Raw genomic sequence first — 16592 nt, forward strand, 5'->3', positions numbered from 1 at the left:
AACGGCGTGCCAAGGCACGCCGTTTTTCGTTTGCATCGTCAGCTGGTGGCACCGCGCAGTTCGACTTCGAACACCAGTGGTGTGAATGGTGCGATCACGTCACCGGCACCGTCGGCGCCATAGGCCTGAGCCGATGGAATCACCAGTCGCCATTTCGCCCCGACCGGCATGTTTTGCAGTGCACTGCGCCATCCGGCGATCACGCTGTCGAGACTGAACCACTGTGGCTGACTGTTCTGATCGAACACAGTGCCGTCGGGCAATCGACCGATATACAGCACCTGCACCTTGCCGTTCGGTCCGGCCTTGGCGCCGGTACCTGGCGTCAACTCGGTCAGCAACACGCCATCAGCCAGTTCGCGCACGCCGGGCCTGGCTTTTTCTGTGGTGAGAAAACGCTGTTCTTTTTCCAGTGCCATTTCGCTTTGCGGCTCGTCGGACTGCATGGCGATGCGGGCTTCATGCTCGGTCAGTATCTGTTGGATCTGCTCGTCCTTCAGCGCCAGCGGTTTGCCCTGATAGGCCTGCTGCAATCCTTCGACCAATGCCTGGAGTTGCAGGTCGGGAACCTCCTGGCGCAAGCGTTCGCCAAGGCTTGCACCCAGGCTGTAAGCGAGATCGTGGGCTTCATTTTCCTGCGTTGTTTCGCCGGCCTGGGCCACCGAAAAAAGCACGCACAGCGATAAAAAAAGGTAGCGCGACATGAGCACTCTCCGACCTGAATTGCGGGGGATTATGCCAGCGAGAATGCGCGCAACGGTGAACTGCTTTTGCGCCGAGGCAGAAGTTTTTCAATCCTTTGCAACACAGCGCTTTCGATAGTGTCAACATGCCCTAGCGGCGGTTGCAGCAGAGGTCTAGTATGAGCCGCACTCACTTCAGCCAGGAGGTAAACCATGTCGGCCACCAAGAAGCCAGTAAACACTCCGTTGCACTTGCTCCAACAACTCTCGAGCAGCCTGCTCGAGCATCTGGAAACCGCTTGTTCCGAAGCCTTGGCTGATGCTGAAAAACTGCTCGCCAAGCTGGAAAAGCAGCGCGGAAAAGCGCAAGAAAAACTGCACAAATCCCGCACCAAATTGCAGGACGCTGCGGCGGCCGGAAAAGCCAAGGCACAAGCCAAGGCCAAGGGCGCAGTGGCCGATCTTGAGGAGCTGCTCGATGCCCTCAAGGATCGTCAATCGGAAACCCGCGGCTACATTCTGCAACTCAAGCGCGATGCTCAGGAAAGCCTGAAACTGGCCCAGGGCGTCGGTCGTGTACAAGAGGCTGTCGGCAAGGTGTTGTCCTTGCGTGCGGCCAAGCCTGCTGCGGCACCTGCGAAGAAAGCCGCTGCCAAACCGGCTGCTGCAAAAGCACCGGCCAAACCTGCCGCAAAACCTGCAGCTGCCAAGCCAGCAGCTAAAACTGCCGCAGCCAAACCTGCAGCCAAACCGGCTGCGAGAAAACCGGCTGCTGCCAGCGCTGCAAAACCTGCGGCTAAAACCACGGCTGCCAAACCAGCCGCCGCACGACCTACCGCTGCAAGAGCCGCTGCTGCCAAACCAGCCGTGGCTAAAACCGCCGCCGCGAAACCGGCTGCAAAACCAGCCGCTAAACCCGCAGCAAAACCAGCAGCCAAAACTGCAGCAGCGAAACCTGCTGCGAAGCCGGCCGCCAAATCTGTCGCGGCTAAACCCGCTGCAAAACCTGCTGCGAAAACTGCGGCCAAACCCGCTGTAAAAGCAGCGGCCAAACCCGCTGTAAAAGCAGCGGCCAAGCCGGCCGCTAAACCAGCTGCTAAACCGGCAGCCAAACCTGCTGCGGCTAAACCTGCCGCTGCTGCCAAGCCGGCCACCGCCAAACCCGCTGCCAAGCCAGCGGCGGCGAAGCCAGCTGCAAAACCAGCAGTGAAACCTGTTGCCGCCAAGCCGGCCGCCGCGCCAGTTGCCAAGCCAGCCAACCCGGCTCCGGTAGCAACGTCTGCTTTAGCAGCAGCCACCTCGACAGCCACGCCAGCGCCAACGCCGGCCGCTGCATCGATCGCAGCAACCACCCCAACCAGCGCTTCCTAAGTGCCGGTTACCGCGACGCGCAGCTGATGCAGCGCGTCGCGGTCCAGGTGGGCGGCGCCTGCCGTCACACCATTGAGCCAGGCCGATAGATCGGTCGCCTCACCTTGCGGCCAACTCAACGCCGTTCGTTCCAGTCGTACCAACAGATGTCGCTCGGCTTCCAGTTCGAGTGCCTTCACTTGCTCGCGCAAAGCATTCAGTTCGCCGTCGTCGGCGGCAACGACCTTCCAATTCACCCGCAAGGCTCGCAGCGGTCGCACCACGTCTGCGTCCCATGGCTCGGCCACGCTACGCAGTTGCTGCAATCGGTGTTCGTTAAAGGCGACGCCACGTTCTCCCAGCCACAGTCCGCAGAGTAGCAAGCACACATTGATGCCCGCCGACTGCAATTGCAGGCATGCGGGTTCAACGCCGGGCTGGGCATAAGTACTTAGGGAAAAGCTCCACAGGTCAGAGGACATAGTGCTACTCGCGCCAGTTGCGAGCGAAGCTGGTAGACTCCGCCGCCATTATGATTCGACTTCAGAACCTGACTTTACAGCGTGGCCCGCAACGTCTGCTAGAAGACGCCGAGCTGACCCTGCACGCCGGCCAGAAAGCCGGCCTCATCGGTGCCAACGGCGCCGGCAAATCGAGCCTGTTCGCCTTGCTTCGGGGTGAGCTGCACCCGGACTCGGGTGATTGCTTCCTGCCGGCCGACTGGCGTATCGCCCACATGCGCCAGGAGGTCGACACCCTCGAACGCCTGGCGGTCGACTACGTGCTCGATGGCGACCTGCGCCTGCGCCAGGTGCAACGCGACCTGGCGGCAGCCGAAGCGGCTCATGACGGTGCCGCTCAGGCCCGACTGCACTCGGAACTCGACAGCGCCGACGGTTACACCGCCGATGCCCGGGCGCGCAAGCTGCTGGCCGGGCTTGGATTCACCAACGAGCAGATGGATCGCCAGGTCGGGGATTTCTCCGGTGGCTGGCGGATGCGCCTGAACCTGGCGCAGGCCTTGATGTGCCCATCGGACCTGCTGCTGCTCGACGAACCGACCAACCACCTGGACCTCGACGCCATCATCTGGCTCGAAGAGTGGCTCAAGAGTTATCCCGGCACCTTGATGCTGATTTCCCACGACCGGGACTTCCTCGATGCCGTGGTCGACCACGTGGCCCACGTCGATCAGCGCAAGATCACCCTGTACCGCGGTGGCTACAGCGCTTTCGAGCGTGCCCGTGCCGAACGCCTGGCCCAGCAACAGCAGGCGTACGAGAAGCAGCAGGTGCAACGTGCGCACATGGAAAGCTACATCGCCCGCTTCAAGGCCCAGGCAACCAAGGCCCGCCAGGCCCAGAGCCGGATCAAGGCACTGGAGCGGATGGAAGAGCTGACCGCTGCCCACGTCGATTCGCCATTCGACTTTGTCTTCCGTGAATCGCAGAAGATTTCCAGCCCGCTGATCGACCTGTCCGATGCCCGCCTGGGTTACGGCGACAAGGCCGTGCTGGAGAAGGTCAAGCTGCAACTGACCCCGGGTGCGCGAATCGGTCTGCTCGGCCCGAATGGCGCCGGTAAATCGACCCTGATCAAGAACCTTGCCGGTGAGCTCTCGCCATTGGCCGGCCGCTTGACCCGTGGCGAGAACACCGTTGTCGGTTACTTCGCCCAGCATCAGCTGGATTCGCTGGACTCCAAGGCCAGCCCGTTGCTGCACCTGCAACGCCTGGCACCGACCGAGCGTGAGCAGGCCCTGCGCGACTTCCTCGGCGGTTTCGACTTCCGTGGTGCGCGAATCGACGAGCCGGTACTGAATTTCTCCGGTGGCGAAAAGGCGCGCCTGGCGTTGGCCTTGATCGCCTGGGACCGACCGAACCTGTTGCTGCTCGACGAACCGACCAACCACCTGGACTTGGAAATGCGTCTGGCGCTGACCATGGCCCTGCAGGAGTTCAGTGGTGCGGTATTGGTGGTCTCTCACGATCGCCACTTGCTCAAAAGCACCACCGACAATTTCTATCTGGTGGCGGACGGCAAGGTCGAGGAATTCGACGGCGACCTGGAGGACTACACCCGCTGGCTGGTGGAGTATCGCCAGCGCAACGCCCCGGTCAGCAACACGCCGGTCAACCCGGACAAGACCGACAAGAAAGCCCAGCGTCAGGCCGCTGCTGCGTTGCGTCAGCAACTGGCGCCGCACAAACGCGAAGCTGACAAGCTTGAAGCCGAACTCGGCAAGCTCCACGAAAAGCTGGCGAAGATCGACGCCAGCCTCGGCGACAGCGACATCTACGAGCCGGCGCGCAAGAACGAATTGCGGGATCTGCTGGCCGAACAGGCCAAGCTGAAGGTGCGTGAGGCGGAGCTGGAAGAAGCCTGGATGGAAGCCCTGGAGTTGCTGGAAAACATGCAGGCGGAGCTGGAGGAGCTGTCCTGATGGACGCCTTCAAGCTGCCGCTGCCGGCGGTGTGGGTCGAGCCGATCTGGCTCGGCGTGCAAATCCTGCTGATCCTGCTGGCCGGATACATCGCCCAGCGTTTCGTCGCCAAATGCCTGACCCGTCTCGGCGAGCGCTATCCGTTTCCGCCGCAGTTGCTGATGCCGCTGCGCGGTGGCCTGCGCTGGCTCATCATGGGCAGTGCATTGATTTTCGTGCTGGAGCGCCTCGGTGTTTCGGCCACGGTGCTCTGGACCGCGTTGTCCGGATTCGTCGCAGTCGCGGCGGTGGCGTTTTTCGCCATGTGGAGCGTGCTCTCGAACCTGCTGTGCGCGATCCTGATCTTTACCGTCGGCCCGTTTCGCATAGGTGACGTGGTCGAGTTGGTGGACACCACCGACAAGCCCGGCGTCAAAGGCCGGGTAGTGGCGATCAATCTTCTTTACACCACGCTGATCGAGGCCGAAGAACTCGGCACTGGCAGCGCCATGGTGCAGGTGCCCAACAGTTTGTTCTTCCAGCGTTCGGTACGGCGCTGGCGCGGGACGGATGTGTTTCCTTCCAGCGGGTTTGAAAAGTAAGTTTTTTGTCGCCTGACATATCGCCATCGCGAGCAAGCTCGCTCCCACAGTCGATCTTCAGTGAGCACAAATCTTGTGAGCACCAGAGACTTCTCTGTGGGAGCGAGCTTGCTCGCGATGGGGGCCTCAAGTCAGCAGTCGTCATGTCCTACAAAAAATCGGTAGTCATCCAATCAAAGCCGCATTAGCTTAGACATCTGTCACGAGTCTGAGTCGAGGTGTGCAATGGAGCTTCAAACATGGCTGGCGTTTTTTGCCGCCTGCTGGGTGATCAGCTTGTCCCCCGGTGCCGGCGCCATTGCGTCGATGTCCAGCGGCTTGCAATACGGTTTCTGGCGCGGCTACTGGAACGCCCTGGGCCTGCAACTGGGCCTGGCTTTGCAGATCGCCATCGTCGGCGCCGGTGTCGGCGCCATTCTCACGGCGTCGGCCACGGCCTTCTACGCCATCAAATGGTTTGGCGTGGCGTATCTGGTTTACCTCGCGATCAAGCAATGGCGTGCGCTGCCCAGCGATATGAGCGATGACGCGGCGCTGCGCCAGATCGGCAAGCCGATGGCCTTGGTGTTCCGTGGTTTTCTGGTGAACATCAGCAACCCCAAGGCGCTGGTGTTCATGCTGGCGGTGTTGCCGCAGTTCATCGACCCCCATGCGCCACTGCTGATTCAGTATCTGATAATCGGTGTGACCATGGTTTGCGTCGACCTGATCGTCATGGCCGGCTACACCGGTCTGGCGTCCAAAGTGCTGCGTCTGTTGCGCACACCGAAACAGCAAAAGCGCATGAACCGGACCTTTGCCGGGCTGTTCATTGGGGCGGCGGCGTTCATGGCGACGTTGCGCAAAGCTGCTGTGTAAATCGGCGATATACAAAAAAGGCGACCCTGGAGGTCGCCTTTTTTGTTTGGAGGAGCCGCTCTCGAAACTGATGCAATTACGAAGAGATATCAACAAAGCTTGAGCGAAACCCGTCTGGCGTTAACAATATGTAACTTCGTATTTCCAATTGAGATTCATTCATGATTGCCCCCTCCCGTTTCCTGGCCTGGCTGTTGCTGCCGCTGTTGGCTGCGTGCAGTTTTCAGCTACTGGCCGCTCCCGCCGAAGGTGCGCCGCAGGCGCTGCACTTGCTCGATTACATCGGCGCGGATTACCCGGACACGGTGCAGGCGGGCAGCATCACGGACCAGGCCGGATTTCGCGCGCAGCAAGACTCGGTCAAGACGCTGGGAAATCTGATTGCAGCCATGCCGGCCAAGCCGGAAAAAGCCGCTCTGGAGCAAAGCCTGGCCGCGCTGGGAAATTCCATTGACGCCCATCAGGACGGTGCCGACGTCGCGCGCCAGGCCCGGCAACTGGGTGCGAAGCTGGCCGTGGCCTATGAAGTCAGCCAGGCCCCGGTCATTACGCCGGACCCGGTGCGTGGTGCGCCGCTGTACGCTCAGCATTGCTCGGTCTGCCATGGCGATACAGGGGCCGGCGACGGCCCGGCAGGTGTCGGCATGACGCCGCCGCCATCCAATCTGCGTGATACCACACGACTGGATCGACTGAGCCTCTACGCGGTCTACAGCACCCTGGGCCTGGGGGTCGAAGGGACTGACATGCCGGCCTTTGCCGATCAACTGGATGATCGTCAGCGTTGGGACCTGGCCACCTATATCGCCAGCTTCAGTGTCGACCCGGCGACGGCCAAGGCTGAAAAGACCTACAACATCGCCGACCTCGCTCGTCAGACCCCGGCCGAAGTACAGGCTGTCGAAGGCCTGCAAGCCGCCGCGACCTTCCGTGCCCAGCGAGCGCAACCGCCGCAGGTCAAGCGTGGTCCGGCGCAACTGCTCGACTACACCGCGGCCACTTTGGACAAGAGCATCGCGGCGTATCGTGCCGGTGAGCATGATCAGGCTTATGACTTATCGGTAGCGGCGTATCTGGAAGGCTTCGAGCTGGTTGAGAGCTCGCTGGATAACATTGACGCCAACGTGCGTAAAGACACTGAAAAATCCCTGATGGCCTACCGTCAGTCGTTGCAGGACGGCTTGCCGGTGAGCGAGGTCGAGCAGCGCCTGGACGTGGCCAAGGACAAGTTGAAGGCATCGGCCGGCCTGTTGGGCAACGAGGGTTTGAGCTGGTCGCTGAGTTACATTTCCGGCCTGCTGATTCTGCTGCGCGAAGGTCTGGAAGCGATTCTGGTGCTGGCGGCGATCCTTGCTTTCCTGCGTAACACGGATCAACAGGCGGCGGTGCGCAGCGTTAACGTCGGCTGGGGCCTGGCGTTTGTGGCAGGGCTGGGCACCTGGGCGCTGGCAGCCTATGTGATTGATGTCAGCGGTTCACAACGCGAATTGCTGGAAGGTGCGACGGCGCTGTTTGCCAGCGTCATGGTGCTGTGGCTGGGCGTGTGGATGCATGACCGTCGTCACGCCGCGGCCTGGCAGGATTACATCAAGACCAGCCTGGTGGGCGGTGGCGGGCGCTTCGGTTTTGCGACCCTGGCGTTTTTCTCGGTGTATCGCGAACTGTTCGAAGTGATCCTGTTCTACGAAACCCTGTGGTTGCAGGCAGGTCCCGCGGGGCACAACGCGGTGCTGGCCGGTGGTGCCACGGCGGTGGTGCTGCTGGTCGGCCTGGCCTGGGTGATTTTGCGCGGTTCGGCGAAGTTGCCGCTGGCGTTGTTCTTCAGCATCAACGCCGGTCTTTTGTGCGCCTTGTCGGTGGTGTTTGCCGGGCATGGCGTGAAAGCGCTGCAGGAAGCCGGGATCTTCGGTACGCGGCCGGTACCGTTCTTTGACTTTGAATGGCTGGGGATCCATGCCGATGCCTATTCGTTGAGCGCCCAGGCTGTGGCGATCATTTCGATTGTCGTGTTGTACGGTCGTAGCCGGGTGGTTGAGAGGCAGCGGGTGCAGGTTTCTTAAACGGCATTCGCTTCGCTCACTTTCGCGGGCAAGCCACGCTCCCACAGGTTTCGCGTTAACCTGTGGGAGCGTGGCTTGCCCGCGATGCTTTTCAACAGAGGAAAATTCAATGCGTGTGTGGATCGATGCCGACGCCTGTCCTCGGGCAGTCAAGGATCTGGTGGTGAAGTTCGCTCTCAAGCGCCAGTTCGAAGTGGTGCTGGTGGCCGGGCAGCCGCAGACCAAACCAGGGCTGGCACTGGTCAAGCTGATCGTGGTGCCGAGCGGCCCGGATGCGGCCGATGACTACCTGGTGGAACACGCGGTACCTGGTGAACTGGTGATCTGCAGCGATGTGCCACTGGCCGATCGTCTGGTGAAGAAGGGCGTGGCAGCGCTCGACCCACGGGGCAAGGAGTTTGATGCGCAGAACATGGGCGAGCGGCTGGCGGTTCGCAACCTGTTCACCGATTTGCGCGAACAGGGGCAAATGGGCGGAGGGCCAGCGCCGTTTGGCGACCGTGAGAAGCAGGCGTTTGCCAATGCGCTGGACCGGATTCTCACTCGTCTGACGCGCAAACTGTAGGAGCGAGCTTGCTCGCGATGGTCGTCAACGATGACGAGTGCTGACTGGATGAACGCGGCGCTCTCACATCCATCGCGAGCAAGCTCGCTCCCACAGTTTTGGAGGGTGTCAGGCGTCGTTTTCGTGGGTCAGTTCCAGTACCCGGTCTACCAGTTTGTTGATGCCTGAAGCCGCTTCACTGATCGATTGCGCCAGCATGTAAGCCGGTGTGCTCACCAGTTTGCGCGCCTTGTCCTCGACGATGTCACTGACCGCGCAATCGGTATGGGTCGCGCCCATCTTGTTCATCGCAGCTGCCGTGTCGGTGTCGTTGCCTATGGTGCAGGTGACGCCAGGGCCGTAGATCTTTGCCGCCAGGGCAGGGGAGATGCACATCAACCCCACCGGTTTGCCGGCCTCGGCAAAGGCTTCGGTCAGTGCCAGGACATCCGGTTGAACGGTGCAGGAGGCGCCTTCGATGGCGAAGCTGGACAGGTTCTTGGCCGAGCCGAAGCCGCCGGGCACGATCAGCGCATCGAACTCATCGACGTTCGCGTCTCGGATATCCTTGATGTTGCCTCGGGCAATCCGCGCCGACTCCACCAGCACGTTGCGCGATTCGGGCATTTCTTCGCCGGTCAGGTGGTTGATCACATGCAACTGCACGATGTCAGGTGCGAAACACTGCACCTGCGCCCCGCGCTGGTCCAGGCGCAGCAGGGTTATGACGCTCTCGTGGAGCTCGGCGCCGTCGTACACGCCACAACCGGAAAGGATCACTGCAACTTTTTTGCTCATGGGCTTTTCTCCAGATTCATGGCGTTAAATGTCCACTAATTTGTCCCGCGTTGCCATAGGGTTAATTCACGGCTGCACATAGCATCTGTCCTCAAGATTCCGATCAGGGCGCGTCATGGACCTCATTCTGTATGCGGTGCCGTTTTTCTTTGTGCTGATCGCCGCCGAGCTGCTGGCCGACCGTTGGCGCGGGGTGAGCAATTATCGGGTGGCGGACGCGATCAACAGCATCAGCACCGGCGTGCTGTCGACCACGACGGGTCTGTTGACCAAGGGGGTGGGGCTGGTGACCTACGCCTTTGCCCTCAAGCACTTGGCGTTGTTCGAGTTGTCGGCCGACAGCATCTGGACCTGGGTGTTTGCCTTTGTCTTCTACGATTTCTGCTACTACTGGCTGCATCGCATGGGTCACGAGCGCAACATCCTCTGGGCCGCCCATTCGGTGCATCATCAGAGCGAGGACTACAACCTGTCCACGGCCTTGCGCCAGTCCAGTACCGGCTTCCTGCTGGGCTGGATCTTCTATCTGCCGATGGCAGTGTCCGGCGTGCCGCTGCTGGTGTTCGTCAGCGTCGCGGCGCTGAACCTGCTGTACCAGTTCTGGGTGCACACGCGGCACATTCCCAAGCTTGGCTGGTTCGAATGGTTCTTTGTCACGCCGTCCAATCATCGGGCTCACCATGCACAGAACGCTCTCTACATGGATCGCAACTACGGCGGCGTGTTCATTATTTGGGACCGTCTGTTCGGCTCGTTCCAGGAAGAAGACGACAACGAGCCGGTGATCTTCGGCGTGACCACGCCACTGGCGAGCTGGAACCCCGTGTGGGCGAACGTGCAGTTCTACGCGCAGTTGTGGGCAGATGCGCGTCGTGCCGAAAGCACCTGGGACAAGCTGCGGATCTGGTTCATGCGCACCGGCTGGCGCCCGGCGGAGGTGGCTGCCAGATACCCGATGAACAAGCCGGACCTGAGCCAGTTTCGCAAATTCGAGGTGGCGCTGGACGGGCGTCAGCAGCTCTACGTCCTCCTGCAGTTCTGCGTCTATATCGCGCTGGGCAGTTACTTGATGAATCTTGAGCCGAAGCTGTCCGTCGTCGCCCTGGCGTTGGGCTGGGGAGCGGTGGCGTTCGGTCTGTTTGTGCTGGGCGTGGCTCTGGAGAATCGCCCGTGGGCGTTGAAGCTGGAGCTGGTGCGGCTGGCGTCGAATCTGCCATTGGTATGGCTGGCGCCGATGGTGGGGCTGTGGCCGGCCAGCGCCGTGGGCTGGGTCGGCCTGTTCAGTTACAGTCTGTTGAGCGGCATCGGTCTCTACTGTTGCAGAAACCGCATCACTCGGCTGGCGTAGTAGGGCCTTCGGCTTTGGTTCGTTCGGCCTTCAGGGCTTGTTCGTCGGCGTAGACCTGCTTGGCCAGGCGGGCATTCTTGAAGCGCCGACGCAGCCACAGCACGAAGCCCAGGACCAGCAGCGCACCGAGCACCCAGAGTTCATACTTCTTCACACTGCCGAGCATGCCTTCGAGCACCGCGCCGAAATGGTACGCGGCCGCCGCCAGGGCTGTGGCCCAGATCGCTGCGCCAATGCCGTTGAGCAGCAGGTAACGGCCCGGCGGATAGCCCGACAGCCCGATGGCCACCGGCATGACCGTGCGCAAACCGTAGACGAAGCGGAAGCTCAATACCCAGATGTCCGGATGCTTGCGAATGTGTTCCAGCGCCCGGTCACCCATCATTTGCCAGCGGGGTTTGCGCGCCAGCAGTTTGCGGCCGTGTTTGCGTCCCAGGAAATACCACAGTTGGTCGCCGGCATAGCTGCCGAAGAAGGCCACGACCACCACCAGGTTGATGTCCATGTATCCACGGAACGCGAGGAAGCCCGCGAGTACCAGGATGGTTTCGCCTTCGAAGAACGTGCCTAGAAAAAGGGCAAAATAGCCGAAGTCATGCAGAAATTGTTGGAGCATTGTCTGGGTGCTGGCGAAATGAACGCGCAGCCTAACCCTTCGGACACATTCAGGAAAGTGTCCAAATGTGTCTCGACGTGAACATTTCCTACAACGACAATGGAATGCGGCTACCTGTCACAGGGGTGCACACAACTGTAATACGTTCGTCATAATGGCCGCTTATAACTGTCACGCTCGCACGCCTGCGGGCTCAGGAGTCTGCCGTGAGCTTTACCCCCGCCAACCGTTTGTTCCCAGCAACCCGCCTGCGCCGCAATCGTCGTGACGACTTCTCGCGTCGTCTGGTCCGTGAAAACGTCCTGACCGTCGATGACCTGATCCTGCCGGTGTTCGTACTGGACGGTGAAAACCGTCGCGAAGCGGTGGCTTCGATGCCGGGTGTCGAACGCCTGACCATCGATTTGTTGCTGGAAGAGGCGGCCAAGTGGGTCGAACTGGGGATACCGGCGCTGGCACTGTTCCCGGTGACGCCAGCGGAACTCAAGTCCCTGGACGCCGCCGAAGCGTGGAACCCGCAAGGCATCGCCCAGCGCGCGACCCGTGCGCTGCGTGCGCAATTCCCGGAGCTGGGCGTGATCACCGACGTTGCCCTGGACCCATTCACTACCCATGGTCAGGACGGCATTCTTGATGAAGAAGGCTACGTGCAGAACGACATCACCGTCGACGCACTGGTCAGGCAAGCCCTGTCCCACGCTGAGGCCGGCGCTCAGGTCGTGGCCCCATCGGACATGATGGACGGTCGCATCCAGGCGATCCGCGAAGCTCTCGAAGTGGCCGGTCACGTCAATGTGCGGATCATGGCCTACTCGGCCAAGTACGCCAGTGCCTATTACGGCCCGTTCCGTGATGCCGTCGGTTCGGCGCTGAATCTGGGCAAGGCCAACAAGGCCTCCTATCAGATGGACCCGGCCAACAGCAACGAAGCCCTGCACGAAGTGGCGGCGGACTTGTCAGAAGGTGCAGACATGGTCATGGTCAAGCCAGGCATGCCGTACCTGGACATCCTGTGCCGGGTAAAAGAAGAATTCAAAGTGCCGACTTTTGTTTATCAAGTCAGCGGCGAATACGCCATGCACATGGCGGCGATCCAAAATGGCTGGTTGGGCGAAGGGGTTATCCTCGAGTCCCTGACCGCTTTCAAACGTGCAGGGGCTGATGGCATCCTGACGTACTTCGCCGTTCGTGCCGCTCAATTGTTACGAGAGCAAAAATAGCCCTCCCAGGAACATTCGATGAATACCGAAGTGCTCACTGAAGTTGCCGTAAAAGACGCTCAACCTGTGGTGGAGCAAGTCGACGAGACCCCGCCGGAGCTGGAGCCAGCTCCGCCCGCGGCGGTCGTCGAAACCGCCGTGACAGCGCCGGCGCCAGTGCTGGCCATTCCCGGCCTGGATGACAGCAGCCTGTACATCCACCGCGAGCTCTCGCAACTGCAGTTCAACATCCGTGTGCTGGAGCAGGCGCTGGACGAGTCCTATCCATTGCTGGAGCGGCTGAAGTTTCTGTTGATCTTCTCCAGCAACCTGGACGAGTTCTTCGAAATTCGTGTCGCCGGCCTGAAGAAGCAGATCACCTTCGCCCGTGAACAGGCCGGCGCCGATGGTCTGCAACCGCATCAGGCCCTGGCCCGCATCAGCGAACTGGTCCATGGTCACGTCGATCGCCAGTACGCGATCCTCAACGACATCCTGTTGCCGGAACTGGAAAAGCATCAGGTCCGCTTCATCCGTCGCCGTAACTGGACGGCCAAGCTCAAGACCTGGGTCCGTCGCTATTTCCGTGACGAGATCGCGCCGATCATCACCCCGATCGGCCTCGACCCGACGCACCCGTTCCCGTTGCTGGTGAACAAGAGCCTGAACTTCATCGTCGAGCTCGAAGGCATCGACGCCTTTGGCCGCGATTCCGGTCTGGCGATCATCCCGGCGCCACGCCTGTTGCCGCGCATCATCAAGGTGCCGGAAGAAGTCGGCGGCGCCGGCGACAACTATGTCTTCCTGTCGTCGATGATCCACGCCCACGCCGATGACCTGTTCCAGGGGATGAAGGTCAAGGGCTGCTACCAGTTCCGCCTGACCCGTAACGCCGACCTGGCGCTGGACTCCGAAGACGTCGAAGACCTGGCCCGTGCCTTGCGCGGCGAACTGTTCTCCCGTCGCTATGGCGATGCGGTGCGTCTGGAAGTGGCCGACACCTGCCCGAAACACCTGTCCGACTACCTGCTCAAGCAATTCAACCTGAGCGAGACGGAGTTGTATCAGGTCAACGGTCCGGTGAACCTGACGCGGCTGTTCAGCATTACCGGCCTGGACAGCCAGCGCGAGCTGCAATACCTGCCGTTCACCCCGCAGATTCCAAAACTGCTGCAGAACAGCGAGAACATTTTCAGCGTGATCAGCAAGCAGGACATCCTGTTGCTGCACCCGTTTGAGTCGTTCACTCCGGTGGTCGACCTGCTGCGCCAGGCCGCCAAGGACCCGCATGTGCTGGCTGTGCGCCAGACCCTGTACCGCTCCGGCGCGAACTCGGAAATCGTCGATGCGCTGGTGGATGCGGCGCGTAACGGCAAAGAGGTCACCGCGGTGATCGAACTGCGCGCACGGTTCGACGAAGAGTCCAACCTGCAACTGGCCAGCCGTCTGCAAGCGGCCGGTGCGGTGGTGATCTATGGTGTGGTCGGCTTCAAGACCCACGCCAAGATGATGCTGATTTTGCGGCGCGAAGCGGGTGAAATCGTGCGTTATGCGCACCTCGGTACGGGTAACTACCACGCCGGCAACGCCCGCCTGTATACCGACTACAGCCTGCTGACCTCCGACGACGCCTTGTGCGAAGACGTCGGCAAACTGTTCAGTCAGTTGATCGGCATGGGTAAGACGCTGCGCATGAAAAAACTGCTGCATGCGCCGTTCACCCTGAAAAAGGGCATGCTCGACATGATTGCCCGCGAAACCCAGTTCGCCCTCGATGGCAAGCCGGCGCACATCATTGCCAAGTTCAACTCGCTGACCGATCCGAAGATCATCCGCGCACTGTACAAGGCCAGCCAGTCGGGCGTGCGCATTGATCTGGTGGTGCGTGGCATGTGCTGCCTGCGACCGGGCATCGCCGGGGTTTCCCACAACATCCACGTGCGTTCGATCATCGGCCGCTTCCTGGAACACACCCGGGTCTTCTATTTCCTCAACGGTGGCGACGAGCAGATGTTCCTGTCCAGTGCCGACTGGATGGAGCGCAACCTCGACAAGCGCGTCGAGACTTGCTTCCCGGTGGAGGGCAAGAAGCTGATCATGCGGGTCAAGAAAGAGCTGGAGTTGTATCTGACCGATAACACCCACAGTTGGAGCCTGCAGTCGGACGGCCGTTACATCCGTAACACTCCGACCGGCAACCAGAACCCGCGCAGCGCCCAGGCGACATTGCTGGAGCGTTTGGGCAGTCCGATCCTGGCTGTTCGGTAACGACTGCAACCTGTGGGAGCGAGCTTGCTCGCGATGACGGTGTGTCAGGCAACGATGTGTTGATTGACCATCCGCCATCGCGAGCAAGCTCGCTCCCACAGGGGATAGTGGCGTTTGCAGAATCGCAGACAAAAAAGGCCTTCCGAAGAAGGCCTTTTTTCAATTTCAGCGAGCGCTCAACACGATGTCGACCCGGGTCAGCCATTGCGCTTCGATTTCGAAGTCGGCCTGGGTCAGCTGGTTTTCGTCCAGCCAGTTCTCCGGGAACACCACTTCCAGGCTATTGCCATTGGCATTCAGTTCCACCTGGGGCATTTGCTGGGTGCCACGGATGTGGTGGAACAGGATCGCAAAGCGCAGCAGTACGCACAGGCGAATCAGCTTGATGCCGTCATCGCCGAAATCGGCGAACTTGTCCTTGGGAATGTTGCGTCGGTGGCCGCGTACCAACAGCGCGAGCATCAACTGGTCTTCGCGGGAGAACCCGGCGAGGTCCGAGTGCTCGATCAGGTAGGCGCCGTGCTTGTGGTACTGGTAGTGAGCGATGTCCAGGCCCACCTCATGGACCTTGGCCGCCCAGCCGAGCAGTTCGCGCCAGACGCCGTCTTCCAGATCCCAGTCCTCGGCCACCTGATCGAACGCATGCAGCGCCTTGCGCTCGACCCGTACCGCCTGTTCCTGGTCGACGTGGTAGCGTTCCATCAGCGAAGTGAGGGTGCGTTCGCGCACGTCTTCGTGATGATGGCGGCCCAGCAGGTCATAGAGCACGCCTTCGCGTAGGGCACCTTCGCAGTGATCCATGCGTTGCAGTTCCAGGGAGTCGAAGATCGCTTCGAGGATCGCCAGGCCCGCCGGAAAGATCGCCCGGCGATCCGGCTTGATACCTTCGAAATCGATTTTTTCGACGTCGCCCAGCTTGATCAGTTTGCGCTTGAGCCAGGCCAGGCCCTCGGCGTTGACCTCCCCGGTGCCGTAGCCGCCAGCCTTCAGCGCCAGGCCGATGGCGCGGATGGTGCCCGAGGAGCCGATGGCTTCATCCCAGGTCAGGCGATGCAGGGCATGCTCGATGCTCATGATCTCCAGCCGTGCTGCCGTGTACGCCTGGGCGTAACGGGCCGGGGTGATCTTGCCGTCCTTGAAATAGCGCTGGGTGTAGCTGACGCAACCCATCTGCAGGCTTTCGCGCAGCAGCGGTTCGAAGCGCTGGCCAATGATGAACTCGGTACTGCCGCCACCGATGTCGGCCACCAGGCGCTTGCCCGGGGTGTCGGCGAGGGTGTGGGACACGCCGAGATAGATCAGGCGCGCTTCTTCACGACCGGAAATGACTTCCACCGGGTGGCCGAGAATTTCTTCGGCGCGACGGATGAATTCGGCGCGGTTGCGGGCTTCACGCAAGGCGTTGGTGCCCACGATTCGCACGGCGCCGGTGGGCATACCGCTGATCAGTTGGGCGAAGCGCTTGAGGCAATCGAGCCCGCGTTGCATCGATTCTTCGTTGAGATGGCGCTCTTCGTCGATGCCGGCGGCCAGCTGAACCTTCTCCCCGAGGCGCTCGAGAATGCGGATTTCAGCGTTCTGGGCCTTGGCCACGACCATGTGAAAACTGTTGGAGCCCAGGTCGATTGCGGCGATCAGGGACAGATTCTTGGCTTGGGATTGCGGCATGGTCTGGGGTCTCGGTCGATAACCTCGACATCGTGCCACGATCAAAGGCTGGCGCCAACGCGCAGTGTTCAAAGCCTTGATCCAGTGCATGAAAACCGGTGACCGCTTCGCGGTCAATCGCGAGCAAGCTCGCTCCCACAGGGTTCCAGGGTGTCTCTAATCCCGCGACCGACGCA

Annotated in this window: 14 protein-coding genes; 9 read left to right on the forward strand and 5 right to left on the reverse strand. The window is 61.0% G+C overall.

Features of this window, described 5'->3' with window-relative positions:
• Positions 1-38: 38 nt before the first annotated feature.
• Positions 39-704: an FKBP-type peptidyl-prolyl cis-trans isomerase gene (locus AC1RDQ_RS05525; RefSeq protein WP_492586677.1), complete on the reverse strand. Its 666-nt coding sequence runs from the start codon at positions 702-704 to the stop codon at positions 39-41.
• Between the two features lie 192 nt (positions 705-896).
• Here AC1RDQ_RS05525 and AC1RDQ_RS05530 point away from each other — a divergent pair, with 192 nt between their 5' ends.
• Complete coding sequence (locus tag AC1RDQ_RS05530) at positions 897-2054, forward strand: AlgP family protein (RefSeq protein WP_492586678.1); 1158 nt, start codon at positions 897-899, stop codon at positions 2052-2054.
• Here the strand turns inward: AC1RDQ_RS05530 and AC1RDQ_RS05535 are convergent.
• On the reverse strand, positions 2051-2515 hold the full coding sequence (locus AC1RDQ_RS05535; RefSeq protein WP_492586679.1) for a TIGR02444 family protein: 465 nt from the start codon (positions 2513-2515) through the stop codon (positions 2051-2053). The genes AC1RDQ_RS05530 and AC1RDQ_RS05535 overlap by 4 nt on opposite strands.
• Before the next feature lie 50 nt (positions 2516-2565).
• Here AC1RDQ_RS05535 and AC1RDQ_RS05540 point away from each other — a divergent pair, with 50 nt between their 5' ends.
• From AC1RDQ_RS05540 to AC1RDQ_RS05560, 5 genes are all read left to right on the forward strand, one after another.
• Entirely contained in the window at positions 2566-4476 is a 1911-nt protein-coding gene (locus tag AC1RDQ_RS05540) for an ATP-binding cassette domain-containing protein (protein ID WP_057712799.1), read from the forward strand.
• Positions 4476-5057 carry a mechanosensitive ion channel family protein gene (locus AC1RDQ_RS05545; protein WP_150813724.1) on the forward strand — a complete coding sequence of 194 codons (582 nt, stop codon included), beginning with the start codon at positions 4476-4478 and terminating at the stop codon, positions 5055-5057. Before AC1RDQ_RS05540 ends, AC1RDQ_RS05545 begins: the two co-directional genes overlap by 1 nt.
• A gap of 225 nt (positions 5058-5282) precedes the next feature.
• The gene (gene rhtB / locus AC1RDQ_RS05550) at positions 5283-5915 is read left to right on the forward strand and encodes a homoserine/homoserine lactone efflux protein (RefSeq protein ID WP_057712801.1); all 633 of its coding nucleotides are present in this window, start codon (positions 5283-5285) and stop codon (positions 5913-5915) included.
• A gap of 161 nt (positions 5916-6076) precedes the next feature.
• Positions 6077-7975, forward strand: a complete 1899-nt coding sequence (locus tag AC1RDQ_RS05555; protein WP_489339433.1) for an FTR1 family protein — start codon at positions 6077-6079, stop codon at positions 7973-7975.
• Positions 7976-8084: 109 nt separating this feature from the next.
• Positions 8085-8540 (forward strand): YaiI/YqxD family protein, encoded by a 456-nt coding sequence (locus tag AC1RDQ_RS05560; protein WP_492586681.1) that lies wholly within the window; start codon positions 8085-8087, stop codon positions 8538-8540.
• A gap of 108 nt (positions 8541-8648) precedes the next feature.
• On the opposite strand, the gene elbB is transcribed toward AC1RDQ_RS05560, so the two are convergent.
• Positions 8649-9317 (reverse strand): isoprenoid biosynthesis glyoxalase ElbB, encoded by a 669-nt coding sequence (gene elbB, locus AC1RDQ_RS05565; protein WP_492586683.1) that lies wholly within the window; start codon positions 9315-9317, stop codon positions 8649-8651.
• 115 nt (positions 9318-9432) lie between these two features.
• Here elbB and AC1RDQ_RS05570 point away from each other — a divergent pair, with 115 nt between their 5' ends.
• Positions 9433-10665 carry a sterol desaturase family protein gene (locus AC1RDQ_RS05570; protein WP_492586685.1) on the forward strand — a complete coding sequence of 411 codons (1233 nt, stop codon included), beginning with the start codon at positions 9433-9435 and terminating at the stop codon, positions 10663-10665.
• Here the strand turns inward: AC1RDQ_RS05570 and AC1RDQ_RS05575 are convergent.
• On the reverse strand, positions 10649-11281 hold the full coding sequence (locus AC1RDQ_RS05575) for a DedA family protein (protein ID WP_057712806.1): 633 nt from the start codon (positions 11279-11281) through the stop codon (positions 10649-10651). The two genes, AC1RDQ_RS05570 and AC1RDQ_RS05575, sit on opposite strands and share 17 nt — an antisense overlap.
• 206 nt (positions 11282-11487) lie before the next feature.
• Here AC1RDQ_RS05575 and hemB point away from each other — a divergent pair, with 206 nt between their 5' ends.
• Together hemB and ppk1 are read left to right on the forward strand one after the other, a co-directional pair.
• Entirely contained in the window at positions 11488-12501 is a 1014-nt protein-coding gene (gene hemB, locus AC1RDQ_RS05580) for a porphobilinogen synthase (RefSeq protein ID WP_102669342.1), read from the forward strand.
• 18 nt (positions 12502-12519) lie between these two features.
• Positions 12520-14748: a polyphosphate kinase 1 gene (gene ppk1, locus AC1RDQ_RS05585; RefSeq protein WP_057712808.1), complete on the forward strand. Its 2229-nt coding sequence runs from the start codon at positions 12520-12522 to the stop codon at positions 14746-14748.
• A 165-nt stretch (positions 14749-14913) separates the two neighbouring features.
• Here ppk1 and ppx read toward each other — a convergent pair whose 3' ends face one another.
• Complete coding sequence (gene ppx / locus AC1RDQ_RS05590; RefSeq protein ID WP_223500622.1) at positions 14914-16416, reverse strand: exopolyphosphatase; 1503 nt, start codon at positions 16414-16416, stop codon at positions 14914-14916.
• Between the last annotated feature and the right edge of the window lie 176 nt (positions 16417-16592).

It is taken from the genome of Pseudomonas sp. GW823-FHT02E01, from assembly GCF_058797535.1.